Raw genomic sequence first — 20,145 nt, 5'->3', positions numbered from 1 at the left:
GCGCGAAAGAGCATTTGGAGCGCGAGACATGAGCAGACCCGCCCCATTGGGACACGGCCTCGGACTGCGGCCGATCTATTACGATGAAATTCTCTCGACCCGCCCCGCCGTCGACTGGTTCGAGATCATCTCGGAAAACTACATGATCGGCGGCGGCCGGCCGACGGCCATGCTGGAGCGCGTGCGCGCCGATTATCCGATCGTCATGCATGGCGTCGCAATGTCGCTCGCCTCCACCGATCCGCTCGACTTCGATTATCTGCGCGCGCTCAAAGCGCTGGCCGAGCGCGTGGAGCCGGCCTTTGTCTCCGACCATCTCGCCTGGACCGGCGTGCATGGCGTGACGCTGCACGATCTTCTGCCGATTCCCTACACGGAGGAAGCGCTCGCCCATGTCGCCGAGCGGGTGATGCGCGTGCAGGATTTTCTCGGCCGGCGGCTCGTCGTCGAGAACGCCTCCACCTATGTCGCCTTTCGCGAATCCGAGATGAGCGAATGGGCCTTCGTCAATGAGCTGGCGCGCCGCGCCGACTGCCTGCTGCTACTCGACGTCAACAATGTCTTCGTCTCGAGCTTCAATCACGGCTTCGACGCCAATGCGTTCATCGACGCCATAGACCCGGATCGCGTGGCGCAATTCCATATGGCCGGCCACACCGACAATGGCACGCATCGCATCGACACGCATGACCAGCCGGTCTGCGACGAGGTGTGGGCGCTCTATGAGCGCGCGCGGCGGCGCTTCGGCGCGGTCTCCACCATGATCGAGCGCGACGATAATTTCCCGCCCTTCGACGAATTGCTCGCCGAGCTCGGCCAGATGCGCGAGATCGCCGCGCGCATAGACGCCGAAAGCGCACGGAGCGCCGCATGAGGCTCGCCGAGCTGCAGGCCCTGTTCCAGGCCGGCGTGCTGGCCGGCGCCGAGGATGGCGCGCGAATTCTTGAATCAGTGAAGAATTCGCGCCAGGCCGACCGCACCACGCTCTTCGGCGTCTATGTGAACGCCTATCACGCGCGGCTCGCCGAATTTCTGGCGGCGGATTTCCCCGCCGTTCGCGCGCTCATCGGCGAAACGGCCTTCGACGCGCTCGCCGACGCCTATATCGGCGCGCAGCCCTCGCGCGAGCGCAACGCGCGCTGGTACACGACGCGCTTTCCCGACTTCCTGCGCGAGCAGGACGAATGGCGCGACAATGCGCGGGCGATCGACCTCGCTCTGCTCGAGCGCGCGCTCACCGACGCTTTCGACGCGCCCGACGCCGAGCCGCTGGCGATCGCCGAGCTCGCCGCCTTCGCGCCCGAGCAATGGCCGCGCCTCTCCTTCGCCTTTCATCCGAGCCTCATCGTGCTGGAGCTGGAGGAAGGAACGATCGCGACGCATGAGGCGGCGATGGAGCAGCAGGACCTGCCGCCGCGCGGCGAGGGCCGCGGCCATGTCGCGATCTGGCGCGCCGATCTCGACTCCGTCCATTGCGAATTGGAGGCGGACGAGGCCATGGCGCTGTCGCTGGCGATGGAAGGCCACGCTTTCGGCGACATCTGCCAAATGGCCGCCTTCCGCGATCACGCCGACGCCTCGCCCGAGCGCCTGGCGCAAATGCTCACCGGCTGGTTCCAGGAAGGGCTCGTGGTGAGCGCAAAGGCGGACGAAGAGGGCTGACGCGATCTCCACATTCGGGGGCATATCGAGAATCGGACGGTGATTCGCCATCCGTTCTCCTATATTCTCCCCGCTTCGAAGGAGAATCGCCTTGTCACGCCAAGCGCCGCCGGAAGACTTCACGCCGCTCGAAGGAGGCGTCGCCGCGCGCGCCGCGGCGCTCGCCGGCCGCGGGCGCTTTCTCGAGGCGCTGAACCCCGAGCAGCGCGCCGCCGTCGAGACGATCGACGGCCCGCTGCTGGTTCTCGCCGGCGCCGGCACCGGCAAGACGCGCGTGCTGACGACGCGCATCGCGCATATTCTCGCCAGCGGGCGGGCGCGGCCTTGGGAAATCCTCGCCGTCACCTTCACCAACAAGGCCGCGCGCGAGATGCGCGAGCGTATCGAGAGCTTGGCCGGTCCCGGCGCCGAGGCGCTGCAATGGCTCGGCACGTTTCACGCGATCAGCGCCAAAATCCTGCGCCGCCACGCCGAGCTGGCGGGGCTGAAGTCGAACTTCACCATTCTCGACACCGACGATCAGATCCGCCTGATGAAGCAGGTGCTGCAGGCCGAGAACATAGACGACAAGCGCTGGCCGCCGCGCGCGCTGGCGCATCAGATCGACGCCTGGAAGAACCGCGGCCTCTCGCCGGATCACGTCCCTGTCGGCGAGGCGCAGAGCTTCGGCGACGGCAAGGGCAAGAAGCTCTACGCGCTCTATCAGGAGCGCCTGAAGGTGCTGAACGCCGTCGATTTCGGCGATCTTCTGCTCGAGACTTTGCGGCTCTTCCGCGAGAACGCCGATGTGCTCGACGACTATCGGCAGCGCTTCAAATATATTCTCGTCGACGAATATCAGGACACCAACACCGCGCAATATCTCTGGCTGCGCCTCATCGCGCAGGGGCGGCACAATGTCTGCTGCGTCGGCGACGACGATCAGAGCGTGTACGGCTGGCGCGGCGCCGAGGTGGAAAATATTCTGCGCTTCGAGAAGGATTTTCCCGGCGCGAAAATCGTGCGGCTGGAGCGCAATTATCGCTCCACCGGGCATATTCTCGCGGCGGCCTCGCATCTCATCGCGCGCAATGAGGGACGGCTCGGCAAGACGCTGTTCACCGAAGGCGCCGATGGCGAGAAGCCCAGCGTCACCGGCGTGTGGGACAGCGAGGAGGAAGCGCGGGCGATCGGCGAAGACATAGAGCAATTGCAGCGCAAGGGACACGATCTCGAGGAGATCGCCATTCTCGTGCGCGCGTCTTTCCAGATGCGCGAGTTCGAGGAGCGCTTCATCACGCTCGGCCTGCCCTATCGCGTGATCGGCGGCCCACGCTTCTACGAGCGGCTGGAGATACGCGACGCGCTCGCCTATCTGCGCTGCGTCGCGCAGCCTTTCGACGATCTCGCCTTCGAGCGCATCGTCAACACGCCCAAGCGCGGATTGGGCGACGCCACGCTGCAGGTGCTGCACGAATATTCGCGCCGCGAGAACACGCCGCTGATGCAGGCGGCGCGCATCATCGTCGAGACGGAGGAGCTGAAGCCGAAGCCGCGCGCGACATTGCGCGCGCTGATCGCCGATTTCGATCGCTGGCGCAGCCTCATCGAGACCATGCCGCAGAACGAGCTCGCCGAGACGGTGCTGGACGAGTCCGGCTACACGCAAATGTGGCGCGACGACAAAACGCCCGAGGCCGCGGGCCGACTGGAGAATTTGAAGGAGCTGGTGCGCGCCATGGAGGAATTCCCCGATCTTTCGGGCTTCCTCGAGCATGTGTCGCTGGTGATGGAGACGGACGAGGCCGCCGATCAGCGGCGCGTGTCGATCATGACGCTGCACGGCGCCAAGGGGCTCGAGTTCGAGACCGTCTATCTCCCCGGCTGGGAGGAAGGGCTGTTTCCGCATCAGCGCTCGCTGGACGACAATGGCCGCGCCGGATTGGAGGAGGAGCGCCGCCTCGCCTATGTGGGCATCACGCGGGCCAAGCGACGGCTGAAAATTTTCTTCGCGACAAATCGGCGCATTCACGGCCTGTGGCAAACCACTCTGCCCTCGCGTTTTCTCGATGATCTGCCGGCCGCCAATGTCGAGGTGAGAGAAGCCTCCGGCGGCTCGCAATATGGCTCATATGGCGTGTCGCGCTTCGCCAATATGGACAGCTATGGCTCGAGCTATTCGACGCCGGGTTGGAAGCGCGCGCAAGCCGCGCGCGAGAGCGGCGGAAGCAAGCCTACGTCACGCCGCGCGCCGCCGACGATAGAAGGCGAGGTGCTGGCGAAATCCTCCACGAGCGCGCGCTTCACGATCGGCGTGCGCGTGTTTCACCAGAAGTTCGGGCCGGGCACGGTGATCAATGTCGAAGGCGCCAAGCTGCAGGTCGATTTCGACAAGGCCGGACGCAAGATGGTGCTGGAGAGCTTTGTCGAGCGCGGATAATCACGCAGGCTCGGCGCCCCGTCCATGCGGCGGCGGGCGTTTACAATTCGTAACCGAGCCGTATATGATCGCCGCATTGCGTCAACAGAAAGCGGATTGATCATGATGTGTGTCGAGCCGCCGCTCGTGAAGAGCGCCTGACCTTCGGACGCGAAGCCGCATCGACGTCTCGCTCGTCGAAATATTCGGCCGCGCCATTTCGAGCTGCAATCATCATCGCAACCGGCGCGGCCTTCGCATCGGAGCGTGTAATCTTGTCTTCGTCTCATTTCAGCAGTCGAGGTTTCTCATGGCGTCGTTTCCAGATATGGATAATGCTGTCGCACACGTTTCCCTGCGCCACGCGCGCGGATGGGGGGTGGTGAACACGCACCCGCACCGGGAACGTCTCGCCATCGAAAATCTGATGCGTCAGCAATTCCACGTCTATTGCCCCTTCATGCTCGAGCGCGTCCGCCATGCGCGCCGCACGCGAGAGGTCTCGCGGCCGTTGTTTCCCGGCTATGTTTTCGTGGAGCTCGCGCCCGACACGCGCTGGACGCCGATCTGCTCGACCTTCGGCGTGAGAACGCTGGTTCGCTCCGGCGAGAACCCGAGCATGCTCCCGAGCGATTTCGTCGAGGATTTGAAAATAAGAGAAGTCGACGGCGTGATCGTCGCGCCGTCGCGCCGCTTCGAGATCGGCCAGAAAGTGCGCATCGCCGGCGGCGCCTTCCAAGACTTTGTCGCCACGGTCATCGACATGGACGAGCGCGATCGCATCATCGTGCTGATGGAATTGCTCAGCCGACCGGTGAAGGTCAAATTGACATCGGAACAAGTCGCCGCCTGCTAGAGATCGGAAGCGAGCGCGGAGAGAGTCTACAGCGGCGCGGCGCGGCAAGCGGGCACGCCCATGGCGATGAGCGCTTCGCCGGACAGCATTTTGGCCTTGTCGAAATCCGTGCTGTCCAGCGCGCCCGATCGCATGACCCACTCGCGCACGCGCGGCGGGTAGAAGGCGAGCATCTCGAGCGAGCCGAGACTGTCGGGACGGGGATCATCGGGCAGATGCGCGGCGTGGAACCAGAATTGCGCGCCGGGCTCCACGCAGACATTGCGCATGCCGAGATAGATCGTGCAGGCGGATGCGCAGACGCCGCGAATGGCTTTTTGCGCGCCGCGCGCGTCTAGCCGGCGCGCCTCGTCGATATAGGCGCGCAGATTGCCGCCCGCATCGCGCGGCGTCGCCAGCGGCGCGCCCTGACATCCGGCGAGCATGAGAGCGAGCGCCACAGAGCCGCGCCTTGCGCTCATAGCTCGTGGACGAGTTCCGTTCGCCACGACACATGCTCGTCGTGGCGCGCGGCGCGGCTCGACTTTTTGCAGATGATGGCGCAGCACATGGCGAAGATGGCGGCGAGCGCCGAGGTCCGCAATGGATAGTCGATCGTCGAATGCGCGAACAGCAGACCGACGACGATGAGAGCGGCGAAGCGCTCTTTCCGCAGCGCCACATCGCTCTCGCTGAAATTGCGCACAGCGGCGATCATCGTCGCGGCGAGCCAGCAGAGGACGAGCAGAACGCCGACGAGCCCGAGCTCCATCGCCAATTCGACAATGTCATTGTGCGCATGATTGACGATCGCCGGGAGGATCACGCTCGTCGGCTCGTAGAGCGGATAGACGCGATCGAATGTGCCGAGGCCGGAGCCGAGCGGGAAGAACCCCTGCATCGTCTCGAAGGAGACGCGAAGCACGGTCCAGCGCACATCGGCGGCGACATCCTCGCCGGTCAAGCGATCGATGATTTGCGAGAGCCCGAAATAGGGCGCCAGAACGCCGGTGACGATGAGCGCAGGCGCGATGACGAAATAGATCGCCGCCTTGCCGGCCCGCGCGCCGCCGAGCCGATCGCCGAGAATGAGCGCATAGGCGAGCGCCGCCGAGGCGAGGCCGAACAGCAGAGCCGCGCGCGAAGCCGTCATCATGAGGCCGAGCGTGAAGAGCATGAACAGCGCGAACACCGCTATCACGCCATAGGCGGAACGTCGCGACAAATATCGCTCCAGCGCATAGGCGGCGAGCGGCGTCAGCGAATAGAGAAAGGCCGCTGTGTGATTTTTGTTGACGAAGAGGCCGACGTCGGCGGGGCTGTAGAAACGAAGCGCGCTTTTTGGACCCTGCACGACCTGCATCACCTCGAGCAGGACGGTCGCCACGCCGATGCAGACGGCGAGCAGCATCAGGCGCCGCCGCTCATCGGCGTGGCAGGACATGACGCCGAGAAAAATGGCGATCGGCGCGGTCAGAGCGAGAAAGCTCATCGACGTCGCCCATGGCGCAACGGACAGGCCGAGCCATGGCGGAGCGAGCTCGGCGATGCGATAGGTGTCGGCGACCGCGTCACGTCCCGGCAGCTTGCTCCACACTGAGGGCGCGAGCGGAATGAGCTGCAGCAGCGGAACGGCGATGATGACGCCGAGCAGGACCGCGACCCAGCCGCGCGTCGCGAGCCTTCGGCCTATATCCGGCAAGACCAGCGCCAGCAGCGGAAGCGCGGCCAGCTGAACCACGACATCCGAGACGCCGCCCTTCTGCGTCGCGCCGCCGAAGATCAGCGACGCCGCCAAAGCGACGCCGCAGAGCGTCTCGGTCATGCGCATGAGCGGCCCGCGCTCGCGTCAGTTGCTCAATGATTGCAGCAGCAGAAGCGCGGCGTTGCGCTGCTGCTCGTCATTGTTGTTGCCCGTGTTGGAGACGCCGACGCCGACGCCCACGCCCACGATGATCGCGGCGAAGCCGCCGGCGACATACGGCCCCGGATCGAAAGAGCTCTCCTGGCCGACGGTCTCGGGATTGGACGAGACGCGCTTCGCGCAGATCACGCCATCGCTTTCGGCGATCGTGACCATCGCGCCCGCTTCTGCGCGCACCGCGACCTTGTCGCCGAGCGTGACGCTGGCGGAGCCTTCGCGCACGAGAATGCGATCGCCCGGCGACAGAGGCGCTGCGTCGCGCAGCTCAGTGAACGAGCCGCCGCGCGACAAGAGCACGCCGCCTTTCACATTCGTCAGACGCGCGTCGCCGACGGCGCAATTGTTTCGACGTTGATTCGAGGGGGAGCCGACGGCCGCGCTCTCGGCCGCAGCCATTTGCGCGCAGCAGCCGAAAATGGCGATCGTCGTAAAAATTCTCTTCATCGAAACCTCCGATAAGTCGGCTCACCCGAGGGGGCCGCGAATCGACGCTAGCATCGACGCCTATCGCCGGTCTATTTGCGGTCATGCACGATAGCGCCTGCCGAATTGCTCGATCTCGGCGCGCTCGCGAGACTTTCGACTGCGAGATTCACATAGCGCGCGCCGCCGCTGACATCGGCGTCCGTGGCGATGCGCACCGGTATCTCGAGCTTGAGCCATTGCGCGTCGCAGCCTTGGCTCGGCACGGCGAACTCGACGCGAAAGGCGCGCAGCGGAACCGTCTTCTTCAATAGCCGCGTCGCCGCCAGCGTCTGCGACGGATCGGCCGCGCAATAGATTCGCCAGCGCAGCCCCAGCTCATTGTCGAGATCGTCGGCTGCGGCGGCGCCGGTGAATGCGTATCGACCGGGCGCGAGCATGAGCATATGCGTCACATTCGAAAAAGAGACGCGCGCGCCGTAGAATTCGACGGTCAGCGTCTTGCGTCCGCCCTCCTCCGTCAGCGCGATGCTCGCGCCGCTCGTCGGCGTGAAGGTCCAATCGAAGGGGAGATTGGAGACCGGATATTGGAAGCGCTCATTATAGAGCAGGCCGAGCGCGCCGAGCCGTTCCGGCGGCAAATGCGCGAGCCAGGCGGCATAAGCCTCGTCATAGAGACCGTCGCGCAGCAGCCGCGCGAGGAGCAGGCCCATCTCCATATCGGACGGCCGCGTCTTGGATGTCTGCAGACGGCCGAAAAGACGCAGCAGCACATTCGGATTTTCGATGACGGGCGCGAGCTCGGCGAGCATGGCGGCGCGCCAGGGCGGAGCCGCCGCCAGCTGCCGAAAGAAACGGTCCTCCACCGCCGCACCGGCGCCCAGCATCGCCTGCAAGGACGGCGCGAGCCGGTGCGCCAGCGACGGACGAGCGCGCAGCAGCGTGTCCAGCTCGTCCAGCGCCTCTAGCAATCGCGCATTGGCGAGCGCGTTCTCATAGAGCCAGCCGTGGGCGACGAGATCGATCGGCAGATGCGCGGCGGCGAGGCGCAGAATGCGCTCGGCGCGCTCGGCGTCGCCGAGCTGCTCCACCGCCTTGCCATAGAGCGACAAGGCGCCGGGCGCGAGCGGATCGATGGCGAGAAGCCGCGCCGCGATCGATCGTCCCTTCGCCGCGCGCGCATCGGCGTCCGGCGTCAGCTCGCGCTGGGCGAGCTGGAGGAGAGTCGTGGGATCGGCGGAGTCGAAGGCGAGCGCCGCGCGCGGATCATGCGGCGCCAGCAAGGCGGAGAGCCCATGGCCGACGATGCGCCAGGCCAGAAAGGCGATCACGAGATAGGCGAGGAGCTGCGGCGGCTCCAGACGGCCGAGGCCGCGGGCGACGCTCTCCACGCCGGAGATGATCGATCGCTTCATCGAAGGCGGCGCTCTCGCTGCGCCTGCGGCGCATCGCAGGCGCAGAGGGCTTAGCGCGCGGGCAGCCGGGCGGTCTATCCGGCCCGCCCCGTAAGCGCGCGGCCGGGGTGCAGGTTTCCTCTTCCTGAGGAGCCGCGAAGCGGCGTCTCGAAGGACGAGGAAACTTCATACGGCCATCTGGAGCTCCCCCTCGTGCGTCGAGACGGCTCCTATGGAGCCTCCTCAGCATGAGGGAGAGGATTATTGTCCTTCACCCGATCGCCCTGAACGCGCACGGCCCTCCGCCGTTGCTTTCGGCCCGCGAAACGACTATCCGCCATTTCTCCCAAGCGACCGACAGAGGACGCCGCCCATGCCCGCCCCTTCCGCCGACGAGCTGAAACGACAAGCGGCCGCCGTGGCCCTCGAGGCCGTGGCGCCGGGAATGCGCCTGGGGCTCGGCACGGGCTCGACGGCGGCGCATTTCGTCGATCTGCTCGGCGCGCGGGTGAAGGCGGGGCTCGACGTGCTCTGCGTTCCCACCTCCGAGCGCACGCGGGCGCAGGCCGCCGCGCTGGGCGTGCCGCTGGCGACGCTGGAGGAGGCGCCGGAACTGGACCTCACCGTCGACGGCGCCGACGAGCTCGACGCCCGGATGCGCCTCATAAAGGGCGGCGGCGGCGCGCTGCTGCGCGAAAAAATCGTCGCCGCCGCGTCCAAGCGCTTCATCGTCATCGCCGACGAATCGAAGAAGGTCGAGACGCTGGGCGCCTTTCCGCTGCCGGTCGAGATCGATCCTTTCGGCGCGAAGGCGACGCGTCTGCATGTGGAGCGCATCGCGCGCGATCTCGGCCTCGCGGGGACCGTCGGCCCGCGGCTGAAGCCGGACGGCCATGTTTTCGTCACCGACGGCGGCCATTTGATCCTCGATTGCGCATTCGGCGCGATTTCCGATCCCGATGCGCTGGCCGATCGCCTCTCGGCGATTCCCGGCGTCGTCGAGCATGGATTGTTCATCGGCCTCGCCACGGCGGCGGTCATCGCCGGTCGCGACGGAATCGCGACGCTCGGCCGGCTGGACCCGGCGTGACCGAGCGCCGCCGCCGAATTGGTTTCACGAGGAGACGTCCCGAGTGATATTTCGCCCGACGATCGGTTTCGCCGCATTCCTTCTGGCGACCGCCGCCATCGCCGCCGAGCCGCGGCCCGGCGCCGCCCCTGCGGCGGCCGTCTCGCCTCCGATCGCCTCCGCTCCGACGGTCGCGGCCACGCCGGCGCAGCTGGCGCTGGCGCGCACCATCGTCGTCGATTCTGGGATCGCCTCGTCTTTCCGGCTCATCATTCCGCAATATCTCGAGCAGATCGCCCTTTCGGTGACGCGCACGCGGCCCGAAATGGTGCCGGACCTCAATCTCGTCCTCGCCGCCGTGCGGCCGGAGTTCGACAAGAAGGTCGAGGAGATGATCGACAGCGCCGCGCAGCTCTACACGCAGCGCTTCTCGCCCAAGGAGCTCGAGGATGTCGCCGCTTTCTTCAAGAGCGCCTCGGGCCGCAAATATGTCGGCATGCAGCCGCTGCTGATGAGCGATATGTTCGTCGCCATGCAGGCGTGGTCGCAGAAGATTTCCGTCGACATGATGACCCGCGTGCGCGAAGAGATGCGCAAGAAGGGCCACGAGCTCTAGCCGCCCCCCTCGAGCGGGAGAGCTCTGGCGCAACCCGTGCGGGCCTTCCGCCCTCGGGTCGCAGATTCCGGGGTTCGAAATGGCAGAGCATGATTATGATCTCGTCGTCATCGGCGCAGGCTCGGGCGGCGTTCGCGCGGCGCGCATCGCCGCCGGCTATGGCGCGAAAGTCGCGATATGCGAGGAGTTCCGCATCGGCGGCACTTGCGTGATCCGCGGCTGCGTGCCGAAAAAGCTCTATGTGATGGCGAGCCGCTTCCACGATGATTTCGAGGACGCCGCCGGCTTCGGCTGGCGCGTCGGCGCGGTGGAATTCGATTGGAAGGCGCTGGTCGCCGCCAAGGAGGCGGAGATCACCCGCCTCTCCGGCCTCTATGCGCAAAATCTCGAGAAGGCCGGCGTCGAGGTCATTCGCGAGCGCGGCGTGATCGCCTCGCCCAATGAAGTCGCTTTCGCCGGCGGCAGGCGCGTCTCGACACGTTACATTCTGGTCGCCACCGGCGGCGCGCCGACGTTGCGGCCGGACATTCCGGGCCTCGAGCACGCCATCTCTTCCAATGAGATTTTCGATCTGCCGGAACTGCCGAAGAGCCTGCTCGTCGTCGGCGGCGGCTATATCGCCGTGGAATTCGCCAGCGTCTTCGCGCGGCTCGGCTCCAAGGTGCATTTGTCGCTGCGCGCCGATCTGCCCTTGCGCGGCTTCGACGAGAATCTGCGCCGCCTGCTCGACGAGGGCCTCGTCAATGCGGGGATAGAGATCCACCGCGGCGCTCTGCCCACCAAGCTCGAGAAGACCGCGAGCGGGCTCGTCGCCACGCTGCAGAATGGCGCGCGGCTCGACATTGACGCGGCGCTGCTGGCGACCGGCCGCGCGCCGCTGACGCAGGGCCTCGGGCTCGAGGCGGCGGGCGTCGCGATGAAGGAGAGCGGCGCGATCATCGTCGATGATTATTCGCGCAGCAATATTCCGTCCATCTACGCTGTCGGCGATGTGACCGACCGCATCAATCTGACGCCCGTCGCCATTCGCGAGGGCCACGCATTCGCCGACACTGTGTTCGGCGGCAAGGACGTCCGCGTCAGTCACGATCTGGTGCCGACGGCGGTGTTCACCACGCCGGAGATCGGAACCGTCGGCCTCACCGAGGCCGAGGCGCATGCGAAATACGGCCGGCTCCATGTCTTCGAGACCAGCTTCCGGCCGATGCGCGCGACGCTGTCGAAGCGCGCCGAAAAAGTCTTCATGAAGATTTTGGTCGAGGCCGCCGGCGATCGCGTCGTCGGCGTGCATATTCTGGGACCGGAGGCGGGAGAGATGGCGCAGCTTCTCGCCATTTCGCTGCGGCTCGGCGCACGCAAGGCGGATTTCGATGCGACCATGGCGCTGCATCCGACGCTCGCCGAAGAGCTGGTGACGATGCGCGCGCCGAGCCGCATCGTCGAATAAAAAAGCGAGCCCGAGGGCTCGCTTCTTTCGGGCCTCGAAAAGGCGATCCGAGAAGAACCCGGATCGCCTCGTCGCCTTACTTCACGAAGGACACGTCGAACAGCGGCGGCTCGTCTCCCTCGAAGAAAACGCCGCGCTCGCCCTTGTCGCGCCCGAACTCATACTTCGCCGAGATCGTATAGGTGCGCTGCGGGAAGGGGTGGAACAAGAAGTATTTGTAATTTCCGATATTGTCGACGCCGAAGTCGAAGCTGACATGCTTGTTCCATTTGTAATGGATCTTCGTGTCGACGACGAAGAAGCGGTCGAAGCTCTGATAGACGCCATGGGCGATGTCGTTATTGGCGAGCGTCGTCCACATCTGTCCTTGATAGCGCGCCGCGACCGTGAAGGCCCAATGATCGTCGGGCCGATAGGTCGCCTCCATTGTGGCGCGCCAATCCGGCACATTGGGCACGCGCTTGCCGGCGACCGAGAGCGCCCAATTGTCGAAGTTCGTGCCGCCGGACGGCGCCCATTTGCTGTCGGAGATGACGCGAGCGTTGAGATAGGTCACGCTGCCGATGAGCTCGAGCCCCTTGATGACGACATTGTCCTTGCGCGCCGCGAGCTCGACTCCGCTGTTGCGGACGCGATCGACATTGGTCGTCTGCGACGCGGTGAAGGTCTGATTGGTGACGAAAGTGCTCTGCGAGATGATCGCGTCGCGCACTTCCTCATCGAAGAGCGACACGCGCACGGAGCCGTCGTCGCCGATCTTGCGCTCGACCGCGAGCTCCTTGCTGAGCGCCACTTCCGGCCGCAGATTGGGGTTGGGATTGACCACCGTTCCCGTCGCGCCGGGAATGGTCGTCAGATTATAGAGCTCCTTGGCGGTCGGGAAGCGATTGGCGAGGCCGATCGAGCCGGTGACCGTCCAATCCTCGTCCGGCGTCCATTGCAGCGAGCCCTTGGGCGAGAAACGCGTGTGATAGAGCGCCGGCTGATAGATCGGCAGCATGCTCGCCGCCGTCGCCGTCGAGCCGAAGCCGGTGGCGGCGATGCCGCCGAGCGACTGATTATAGCCGTCCGACGCCGCCCAATGCTCCCAGCGGCCGCCGACGGTGAATTTGAACTCCTTCGAGATCTTCCAGGCGTCCTGCGCCCATAGGGCCTGAGTGCGCGTCGTGCCATTGCCGATGGAGGCCGCGACGCCATAGGACGAGGCCATGCCGCTCGTCCAATTGGTGGTGAGCCAGGTGGGATTGTTCAGATGGAACTGGTCCCCATGCAGGCCGAAGCTGATGTCGTGGCCCGTGAGAACGCCGTCCGGCCGCAATACGCCCTTGAGGTCGAGCAGCGTCCAATAGGTGCCGTTGTAGCGGACATCCTTGCCGGTCGAGGAATAGCCCACCGGCGCCGCCGTATAGGGCGAGCGCTGATCCGACTGGAGATAGGTGAAATGCGAGGCGGAGACCTCGAAGTCGAAGGGGCCGCCGGTATTGGATTTCACCGCCAGCGCATTGGTGAGCATCTTCTCCTGCACGCGGTAATAGCCGCTGCCGAAGCTCTGCATCGCCGAGGAGCCGATGCTCCCCGTTCCGCTCGTCGCGCCGAAAGCCTGCAATCCGCTCGAGAAATAGGGCTGCGGGATGGAGGTCCCGTCATTGCTCCAGAAGCCGAGCGTATAGGTCGCGCGGACCGTCGGCGTGAAGTCGTACGCCAGCTTCAATTTGGCGTTGATCTGGTCGTTCTCGAGATTGCCGGTCGCCCCGAGAATAGTGGCCGGCGCGCCGAATTTGGTGTTGCCGAAATAAGCGCCCGGATAGCCGTAGAGATTATTGTTGGCCGCGGTCGCATAGGTCAGCGGCTGTGTCGTGCCATGGGCGTAATTGCCAGTGACCAGCCAGGAGAAATCGCCGATCTTGTCGCCGACGGTGGCGCTCGTCACCTCGGTGTGGAACAGCTTGCTCGTTCCATAGAGCGAGAAGTCCTGCAGCGCGACGGTTTGCTTGGCGGTGACTTCCAGCTTGTCGGGCATGCGCGTGGTGATCTGCAGCACGCCGCCCATGGAGTTGCCCGGATAGGCCGCCGAGAACGGCCCGTAGAGCATGTCGACGCGCTCGATCTCCTCCGGCGCGACGAGGCCCCAGCGCGGGGCGCCGATGCTGTTGTCATTGCCGATGAGCGCCGTCAGCAGCAGATCGTCTGCATAGACGAGGCTGCGGGCGCTCGACGCGACGCCCCAGGTGCGCGTCTGCAGCACGGCCTGCGTGTCGCCATTGTTGCGCTTGCGCAGGAAAAGGCTCGGCAGATATTTGACCACGTCTTCCGTGTCGATGACGTTGATCGTCTCGTCGATCTGCTTGCGGGTCACGCTGGCGACGGTGTTCGGCAGATTGAATTTCTGCACGAAGGCGGGCTTGCCGTCCGGCAGAGTGGGCGACCAGACGGATGCGGGCGCCGGCCGGCGCGACTGCGCGGGCTGCGCCTCGCCGCTGATGTCGATCGTCGGCAGCGCCTCCTGGGCGCCGGCCGGGAGAATAGCGGCGGAGCAGACGATGAAGAGCGCGCCGGCCGAAACGCCGCGCAGCAGATGGTGACGATACATTTGTGATGTCCTTCCCTGACGCCCTCTCGCGAGGGCGCGCGTCGATTTGCGGCGCTCGCGCGCCGCGGCTGTGTCGCGTCAGGAGAAGGAAGGGGGCGCGCGGGTCGGCGCATTGTCGTCGTCGCGCGAGAAGGGCGCTCCGAAGAAGGCGACGAAGGCGCCGGCCGTATGCGCGCGCGGGGGCTGCGACGCGACCCACGCCACGGTCGCCAGAAGCGGGGGGCCGCCGGCGCCGAGCTCGCAGAAGGCGCAGGCGCCATGGCGATGGGATTGGTCGCTCTTTGGAGCCTGCTTGCCGGGCTCCGCGGCGAATGCGTCGCCCGCCTCGGCATGCGCGGCGAGGCAGAGCCGCGCCGCCGTCTCGCCATGCGCGCGCATTCCGCCGAGCGGCGCGGTCAGCGCCTGGCCCAGCAGGGCGAGAAGGAAGAGGAACTTGGCGATCGCCGCCATCGCGCGCGTTAACTCTATCGATAAACCAGCTGCGAATTAGCGCGTTTCGCCAAATAAATCCAAGACCCCGCAGATTGTCAGAAGTTAAAAAATCCGTTAAGAGACATTTATGTCACACACGGGGGGACAGCGCAGAGAAATGCGCGCGATCTGCGCGATCGCCGCCGTTTGCGCGCTCGTTTTCGCCCTCCTCGTTTCTGGCGCGCCGCATCGCGTTGCGAGTGCGAGCGCCGCCGCCCGCGCGGGCGATCAGACAGCCCGCGTCCTGTGTCATGACGCGCTCACCGACGCGAACGCCGGAACGCCCGACAAGCCGATGAAGAAAGGGGCGAGCTGCCCCTGCTGCCTCGCCGCGCATTCCGGTCCGGCGGTGTTGCCCGATCGCGTTTTTGTCGCCCTGCGCCGCCAGACCGCCGCGCAGCCCGCCGTCTATCGAGCCTATGCCGCTGTGCGGCCGTCTTTCGCGCTATCGCAGGCGGTCAATGGCGCACGTGCGCCGCCCTCCGGTCTCCTCGCTCTCATCTGACGACAGGCCGATTCCACGCCGAGCGACGCGCGGGAACGGCAAAGCAGGGCTTCGACGGCGCCTCCCCTCCCTCGAGAGAGCGGGATATCGCCGTTGGACGAACAAAATCATAAGCAACAACAATCTGCTGATCCGCGGCGGCGTCGCGAGATCGAGGAACCCCAAGCGCGAGTGCGTCCTATGGATTACGGCTCAATTTCTCCTGTCACCATGTTCCTGAACGCCGGCCCCGTGGGCAAGGTGGTCATGGCCGCCCTGCTGCTGGCGTCGATTTGGACCTGGGTGCTGATCGTCGAAGGTGTCGTCGCCGTCGTGCGCATCGGCAAATCGGCGCGGGCGGCGCGTTCCGGCGGTCCGGCCGGATTGCTCGCGCCGATCGAGGCCGCCGGCGAGCACGCCGCCTCCTTCGATCTTCCCGGCGAGTCCATCGGCGAGAAGCGCGAGCGCGTCGCCGAGATCATGAGCCGCGTCGGCCGCGAGCTGATGACCAAGGCGGAGGGCGGCCTGCCCAATCTCGCCGTCATCTCCTCCGTCGCGCCCTTCGTCGGCCTGTTCGGCACGGTCTGGGGCATCATGACCAGCTTCGCCGGCATCGCCCAATCGCAGGACACCAGCCTCGCGGTGGTCGCGCCGGGCATCGCCGAGGCGCTCGCCGCCACCGCCTATGGCCTCGCGGCCGCCATTCCCGCCTCGGTCGGCTACAACCGCATCGGCGCGGCCTTCTCGCGCGCCGGCCAGCAGGTCGCCCATTATGTCGAGGACAAGGCGCTCGCCGTCACCAGCGGCCACATCGTCGCCTCGAGAAAGCGGGAGGCCGCGTGATGGCCGGACTTCCGACGCGCTTCAAGAATGGCGACAGCCTCTATCAGCCGCTCGCCGACATAAATGTGACGCCGCTCGTCGACGTCATGCTGGTGCTGCTCATCATCTTCATGGTGACGGCGCCTCTGCTCGCCAAGGGCATGAAGGTCAATCTCCCGCAGTCCAAGGCGGCGCAGCCGCTCAATCCCAAGGAGCCGATCGTCGTCGCCGTCTCCAAGGACGGCAAGGTGGCGCTCGGCTCCGATGAAGTGTCGCCCGAGGCGCTCGTCGACGGCATCAAGGCGATGATGGGCTCCGACACGAGCCGCATCGTTCATGTTCGCGGCGACAAGGAGGCCAATTACGGCGAGGTGATCGCCGTGATGGACAAATTGGCGACCAATGGCATCACCCATATCGCCATACTGACCGACTCGCGGCCCAAGGGCGCGGCGACCCCGGCGGCGGCCGTCGGCGCGAAGCCGGCCGCGGCGAGCCCGGCGCCTGCGACGGTCGCTCCTGCGGCGGCGATTCCCGCGGGAGGGGCGGCGAAATGACGGATGCGATCCTCTCCTCCTTCGAGCATGAGGGGACGCCCATCGGCGCCCCGCCGCCCGTCAGACCCGGCTGGCTGCGGCCGGCGAGCTTCGCCGGCGTCGTCGTCGCTCATGCGGCGGTCGGCTGGCTGCTGCTGAAGCTGGCCGTGCCGAGCATCGCCAGCCTCGACTCGGTCAGCATGGAGCTCGTCCCGCAGGGCGATTTCTTCGAAGCGCAGGAAGTGAGCGCCGCGGAGGAAGAGCCGCCGCCGCCAGAGGAGATCGAGCAGCCCGATCTCGCCATTCCGCCGCCGCAAGTGATGGCGCCCGATGCGCCGTCGCTGCCGCAGCAGAAAGAGATCGTCGAGAAAAAGAAGAAGATCGTCGAAAAGAAGAAGGACGTCGAGCGCGACAAGAAGCGCGAGGCCGTCACCCAGCGCCGGTTGGGCGCGCCGGAAGGGCAATCGCAGAGCAATGGCATGTCGCAGAGCGCCTATAAGGCGCTGCTCGCGGCGGCGATCCGCAGCCACACGCCCGGAACCTCCGCGCTGGGCGAGGGCACGGCGCATTGCACCTTCAATGTCACCGCCGGCGGCGGCATCACCAGCGTCTCGGCCTCCGGCTCGTCGCCCGCCCACGCCGCTCTCGCGCGACGAATATTGGCCTCGGTCCATGCGCCGCCGCCTCCGGGCGGTGGGTTTTTCGCAAGTCAGAGCTTCCATTTCCACTGACGCGAAAAGATCGAGAGACGCGAAATGAGATTGTCGTCATCGACGATCGCCGGTCTGATTTCCGTCTTTGCTCTCGCAGCCGCGGACGCCGCGACTGCGAAGGATATCGCCCCGACGTCGTCGGTCTTCGCCGATCCGGCGGCTATTCACCGATATAAGACAATCATGGCGGAAGTAATCCGCCGCCACACGCCGAACCGCGCAACGATCGGCCAGGGGCGGGCGACCTGCTTTTTCCATGTCGGGAAGAACGGCGCCATCAGCGTCGTCGAGGCGACGGGCTCGTCTCCGGCTCATGCGGCGTTGGCGCGGCGGATCATCGAATCGCTGCGGGCTCCGCCGCCGCCGGGCGGCCCGTTCGACGCCGAACAGAGTTTTCACTTCAACTGAGCGCAAAAAAAGATCGAGGAACGTTCCAATGAAAAGAATCGCGATATTGATGATCGCCGGGCTCGTCTCCGGCTCCGCCCTCGCGGTCGAGGGCGAAGCGGCGGCTCCCGCCGCGGCCGAATCCGCCGCTCCTGCGCCCGCCGCCGCACCCGCGCCCGCTCCCGCCGCCGAGCACAAGGCCACGGAAGCCAAGCCCAAGGCCAAGTCTGAAAAGGCCGCCGACAAGGAAAAGAGCAAGGACGCGGACAAGAGCAAAGACAAGAAGCAGGCCGAGAAGGCGAAGCCCGCTCTCTCCAAGCAGGCCTATGTCAAGCTGCTCGCCGCCGAGATCAAGCGCCACACGCCCAAGGCCTCCGACGCGCAGACCGGCTCCATCCATGTCGCCTTCACGATCGGCGCCGGCGGCCGCGTCGTGTCGCACAAGGTTCAGAGCGCCTCCAATCCGGCGCTCGAGCCCGTCGTCAATCAAATCCTCGCCGCGGTGCATACCGTGTCGCCGCCCGGCGGCTCCTTCTCCGCGGTGCAGGAATTCAACTTCCACTGATGCGGACCTCGCGCGGCGGCCCTAAAGCCGCCGCGCAAAACCAAATGCGGACCTATGATGAAACGCGCGACGCTCGTCCTACTCCTCGCTCTCCCCGCCGTCGGCGCTCTCGCGACGGAAGCGGACAAGCCCGGCGCCCCTGCGGCGCCCGCGGCTGCCGCCCCGGCGACGACGGCCTCCTCCGGCCTCTCGCAGAGCAAGTTCCTCGGCCTGCTCTATAGCGAGATCGCCAAGCGCACGCCGACGGCGAGCCCCGCCGGTCCCGGCTCGGCGACGGCGAGCTTCCACATCGACGCCGCCGGCAAGGTGGATCAGGTGACGATCGCCCAGTCGAGCAGCCCGAAACATGCGGAGATCGTCCGCAAGATTCTCTCCGGCCTGATCGCCCCGCCGCCGCCCGGCGGCTCCTTCGAGGGCTCGCAGAGATTCAACTTCCACTGACGCGGGGTCGGCGGGCTTCCGTCCCTTCGAGCCGACATTTTCAGCCGCTGAGAAAGGCACCGCCATGAAACGCGCCGCGCTCGCTCTGCTGTCCCTTCTCGTCGCTTCCGGCGCGCTCGCGCAAGAGAAAGCGCGAGAGGAAAAAATGGGCCAGATGGCCCATGCCGCGCCGCCCGCCTGCGCCGATCCGCTGCCCAAATGCGCGATCAGCGCGACGCCCTCCTTCGGCGCCGATGGGCGGCTGTGGCTGACCTATTCCGTCGCCGGCAAGGTCTATGGCGCGGTTTCCAGCGACAATGGCAAGAGCTTCGCGCCGCCCTTCGTCATCGCGGCGCCGGCGGGAACGCTGGACGACAATGGCGAGGCGCGGCCCAAGATCGTCGCTCTCGCCGATGGGACTCTGGTGGCGAGCTTCACCACGCGGCCCGAGAAGAGCTATGAGGGCACGGTCTTCGTCACGCGCTCGACCGACGAAGGCAAGAGCTTCGCGCCGCCGCAGCCGCTCGTCGACGACAAGGGGCAGCGCTTCGAGACCTTCATCGTCGACCCCAAAGGGCGTCTCTACGCCGCTTGGCTCGACAAGCGCGACGCCGCCAAAGCAAAGGCCGCCGGCGAGAGCTTCGAGGGCAGCGGCATAGCGGTCGCCTGGTCCGACGACGCCGGCAAGAGCTTTTCCGGCAAGAGCATTCTGCTCGATCACAGCTGCGAATGCTGCCGCATCGGCGCGGCGCTGGATCGCGACGGCCAGCCCGTCTTCATGTGGCGCCATGTGTTCGAGAATAATCGCCGCGACCATATGGCCGCCAAGCTCTCCGCCGACGGCAAGACGCTCATCGGCTCGCGCGTCAGCCTCGACGATTGGGCGACCACTTGCCCGCATCAGGGGCCGGCCATGGCGATCGACGCCGCCGGACGCTGGCATATCGCATGGTTCACGCGCGGCAAGACGCGCCAGGGCCTGTTCTATGCGCGCAGCGAGGATGGCGGAAAGAGCTTCTCCGAGCCCCAGCGCATCGGCGACGCCGAGCGCGCGCCGCAGCGTCCGCAGCTGCTCGTCAGCGGCGGCAAACTGTACCGCGCCTGGAAGGAGTTCGACGGAACGCTGACCACCGTCCTCGCGCAGAGCTCGCGCGACGGCGGCAAGAGCTTCGACGCGCCGCGCGCGCTGGCGCAAACGGCGGAAGCCTCCGACCATCCGCTGCTCGTCGAGAGCAAGGGCGTCGCCTATCTCTCCTGGCTGACGCAGCAGGAGGGCTACCGGCTCATTCCGCTGGAGCGCGGCCATGCGGAGGCGCAGACGCGCAAGACCACGGCCGGGCTCGCGACGAAGCGCTGAGGCGACGCTCTCGGGGCGCCGCTCTCAGGGCG

The 20,145-nt window shown here is 66.2% G+C and carries 21 protein-coding genes; 15 read left to right on the top strand and 6 right to left on the bottom strand.

The annotated features are described in order from the left end of the window. Window positions 1–28: 28 nt before the first annotated feature. From bufB to nusG, 4 genes are all read left to right on the top strand, one after another. The gene (bufB, locus tag ACT53T_RS13235; protein ID WP_400765562.1) at window positions 29–874 is read left to right on the top strand and encodes an MNIO family bufferin maturase; all 846 of its coding nucleotides are present in this window, start codon (window positions 29–31) and stop codon (window positions 872–874) included. After that, window positions 871–1,662 (top strand): HvfC/BufC family peptide modification chaperone, encoded by a 792-nt coding sequence (locus ACT53T_RS13230; RefSeq protein WP_476161563.1) that lies wholly within the window; start codon window positions 871–873, stop codon window positions 1,660–1,662. The genes bufB and ACT53T_RS13230 overlap by 4 nt, the downstream gene beginning before the upstream one ends. Window positions 1,663–1,753: 91 nt before the next feature. Beyond that, window positions 1,754–4,081, top strand: coding sequence for an ATP-dependent helicase (locus ACT53T_RS13225; RefSeq protein ID WP_476161562.1), 2,328 nt, complete (start codon window positions 1,754–1,756; stop codon window positions 4,079–4,081). Window positions 4,082–4,442: 361 nt separating this feature from the next. Then, window positions 4,443–4,916 carry a transcription termination/antitermination protein NusG gene (nusG, locus tag ACT53T_RS13220; protein ID WP_476161561.1) on the top strand — a complete coding sequence of 158 codons (474 nt, stop codon included), beginning with the start codon at window positions 4,443–4,445 and terminating at the stop codon, window positions 4,914–4,916. 26 nt (window positions 4,917–4,942) lie between these two features. On the opposite strand, the gene ACT53T_RS13215 is transcribed toward nusG, so the two are convergent. The 4 genes from ACT53T_RS13215 to ACT53T_RS13200 all read right to left on the bottom strand — a co-directional run bounded on the left by ACT53T_RS13215 (window position 4,943) and on the right by ACT53T_RS13200 (window position 8,657). After that, window positions 4,943–5,356, bottom strand: a complete 414-nt coding sequence (locus ACT53T_RS13215) for a hypothetical protein (protein ID WP_476161560.1) — start codon at window positions 5,354–5,356, stop codon at window positions 4,943–4,945. Window positions 5,357–5,373: 17 nt separating this feature from the next. After that, entirely contained in the window at window positions 5,374–6,726 is a 1,353-nt protein-coding gene (locus tag ACT53T_RS13210; protein WP_476161559.1) for an O-antigen ligase family protein, read from the bottom strand. Between the two features lie 18 nt (window positions 6,727–6,744). After that, a complete protein-coding gene (locus ACT53T_RS13205; protein ID WP_476161558.1) occupies window positions 6,745–7,263 on the bottom strand; it encodes a hypothetical protein in 519 nt (172 codons plus the stop codon). Window positions 7,264–7,334: 71 nt separating this feature from the next. Further along, on the bottom strand, window positions 7,335–8,657 hold the full coding sequence (locus tag ACT53T_RS13200) for a tetratricopeptide repeat protein (protein WP_476161557.1): 1,323 nt from the start codon (window positions 8,655–8,657) through the stop codon (window positions 7,335–7,337). A gap of 352 nt (window positions 8,658–9,009) precedes the next feature. Between ACT53T_RS13200 and rpiA the strand changes: the two genes are divergently transcribed. The 3 genes from rpiA to gor all read left to right on the top strand — a co-directional run bounded on the left by rpiA (window position 9,010) and on the right by gor (window position 11,768). Continuing rightward, window positions 9,010–9,726, top strand: coding sequence for a ribose-5-phosphate isomerase RpiA (rpiA, locus tag ACT53T_RS13195; protein ID WP_476161556.1), 717 nt, complete (start codon window positions 9,010–9,012; stop codon window positions 9,724–9,726). Window positions 9,727–9,769: 43 nt separating this feature from the next. Beyond that, entirely contained in the window at window positions 9,770–10,321 is a 552-nt protein-coding gene (locus ACT53T_RS13190) for a DUF2059 domain-containing protein (protein WP_476161555.1), read from the top strand. 79 nt (window positions 10,322–10,400) lie between these two features. Beyond that, window positions 10,401–11,768, top strand: coding sequence for a glutathione-disulfide reductase (gene gor / locus ACT53T_RS13185; RefSeq protein WP_476161554.1), 1,368 nt, complete (start codon window positions 10,401–10,403; stop codon window positions 11,766–11,768). Between the two features lie 76 nt (window positions 11,769–11,844). On the opposite strand, the gene ACT53T_RS13180 is transcribed toward gor, so the two are convergent. Then, window positions 11,845–14,358: a TonB-dependent receptor gene (locus tag ACT53T_RS13180; protein ID WP_476161553.1), complete on the bottom strand. Its 2,514-nt coding sequence runs from the start codon at window positions 14,356–14,358 to the stop codon at window positions 11,845–11,847. A gap of 78 nt (window positions 14,359–14,436) precedes the next feature. Beyond that, window positions 14,437–14,808, bottom strand: a complete 372-nt coding sequence (locus tag ACT53T_RS13175) for a DUF2946 family protein (protein WP_476161552.1) — start codon at window positions 14,806–14,808, stop codon at window positions 14,437–14,439. A 139-nt stretch (window positions 14,809–14,947) separates the two neighbouring features. On the opposite strand from ACT53T_RS13175, the gene ACT53T_RS13170 reads away from it, so the two are divergent. The 8 genes from ACT53T_RS13170 (at window position 14,948) to ACT53T_RS13135 (ending at window position 20,113) form a co-directional block, all read left to right on the top strand. Further along, a complete protein-coding gene (locus ACT53T_RS13170) occupies window positions 14,948–15,334 on the top strand; it encodes a DUF2946 family protein (protein ID WP_476161551.1) in 387 nt (128 codons plus the stop codon). A gap of 180 nt (window positions 15,335–15,514) precedes the next feature. Continuing rightward, a complete protein-coding gene (locus tag ACT53T_RS13165) occupies window positions 15,515–16,156 on the top strand; it encodes a MotA/TolQ/ExbB proton channel family protein (protein ID WP_476161550.1) in 642 nt (213 codons plus the stop codon). After that, window positions 16,156–16,692: an ExbD/TolR family protein gene (locus ACT53T_RS13160; RefSeq protein ID WP_476161549.1), complete on the top strand. Its 537-nt coding sequence runs from the start codon at window positions 16,156–16,158 to the stop codon at window positions 16,690–16,692. The genes ACT53T_RS13165 and ACT53T_RS13160 overlap by 1 nt, the downstream gene beginning before the upstream one ends. Further along, a complete protein-coding gene (locus ACT53T_RS13155) occupies window positions 16,689–17,402 on the top strand; it encodes an energy transducer TonB (RefSeq protein WP_476161548.1) in 714 nt (237 codons plus the stop codon). The genes ACT53T_RS13160 and ACT53T_RS13155 overlap by 4 nt, the downstream gene beginning before the upstream one ends. 24 nt (window positions 17,403–17,426) lie before the next feature. Then, window positions 17,427–17,792 carry a hypothetical protein gene (locus tag ACT53T_RS13150; protein WP_476161547.1) on the top strand — a complete coding sequence of 122 codons (366 nt, stop codon included), beginning with the start codon at window positions 17,427–17,429 and terminating at the stop codon, window positions 17,790–17,792. A 28-nt stretch (window positions 17,793–17,820) separates the two neighbouring features. Beyond that, window positions 17,821–18,336, top strand: a complete 516-nt coding sequence (locus ACT53T_RS13145; RefSeq protein ID WP_476161546.1) for an energy transducer TonB — start codon at window positions 17,821–17,823, stop codon at window positions 18,334–18,336. Between the two features lie 54 nt (window positions 18,337–18,390). Continuing rightward, window positions 18,391–18,777, top strand: coding sequence for an energy transducer TonB (locus tag ACT53T_RS13140; protein WP_476161545.1), 387 nt, complete (start codon window positions 18,391–18,393; stop codon window positions 18,775–18,777). A 64-nt stretch (window positions 18,778–18,841) separates the two neighbouring features. Next, window positions 18,842–20,113, top strand: coding sequence for a sialidase family protein (locus ACT53T_RS13135; protein ID WP_476161544.1), 1,272 nt, complete (start codon window positions 18,842–18,844; stop codon window positions 20,111–20,113). Window positions 20,114–20,145: the final 32 nt, after the last annotated feature.

It is taken from the genome of Methylosinus sp. DMC45 (assembly GCF_056313885.1).
Note: the sequence above shows the minus strand (reverse complement) of the source record. Positions and strands in the feature narration are given on the sequence as shown.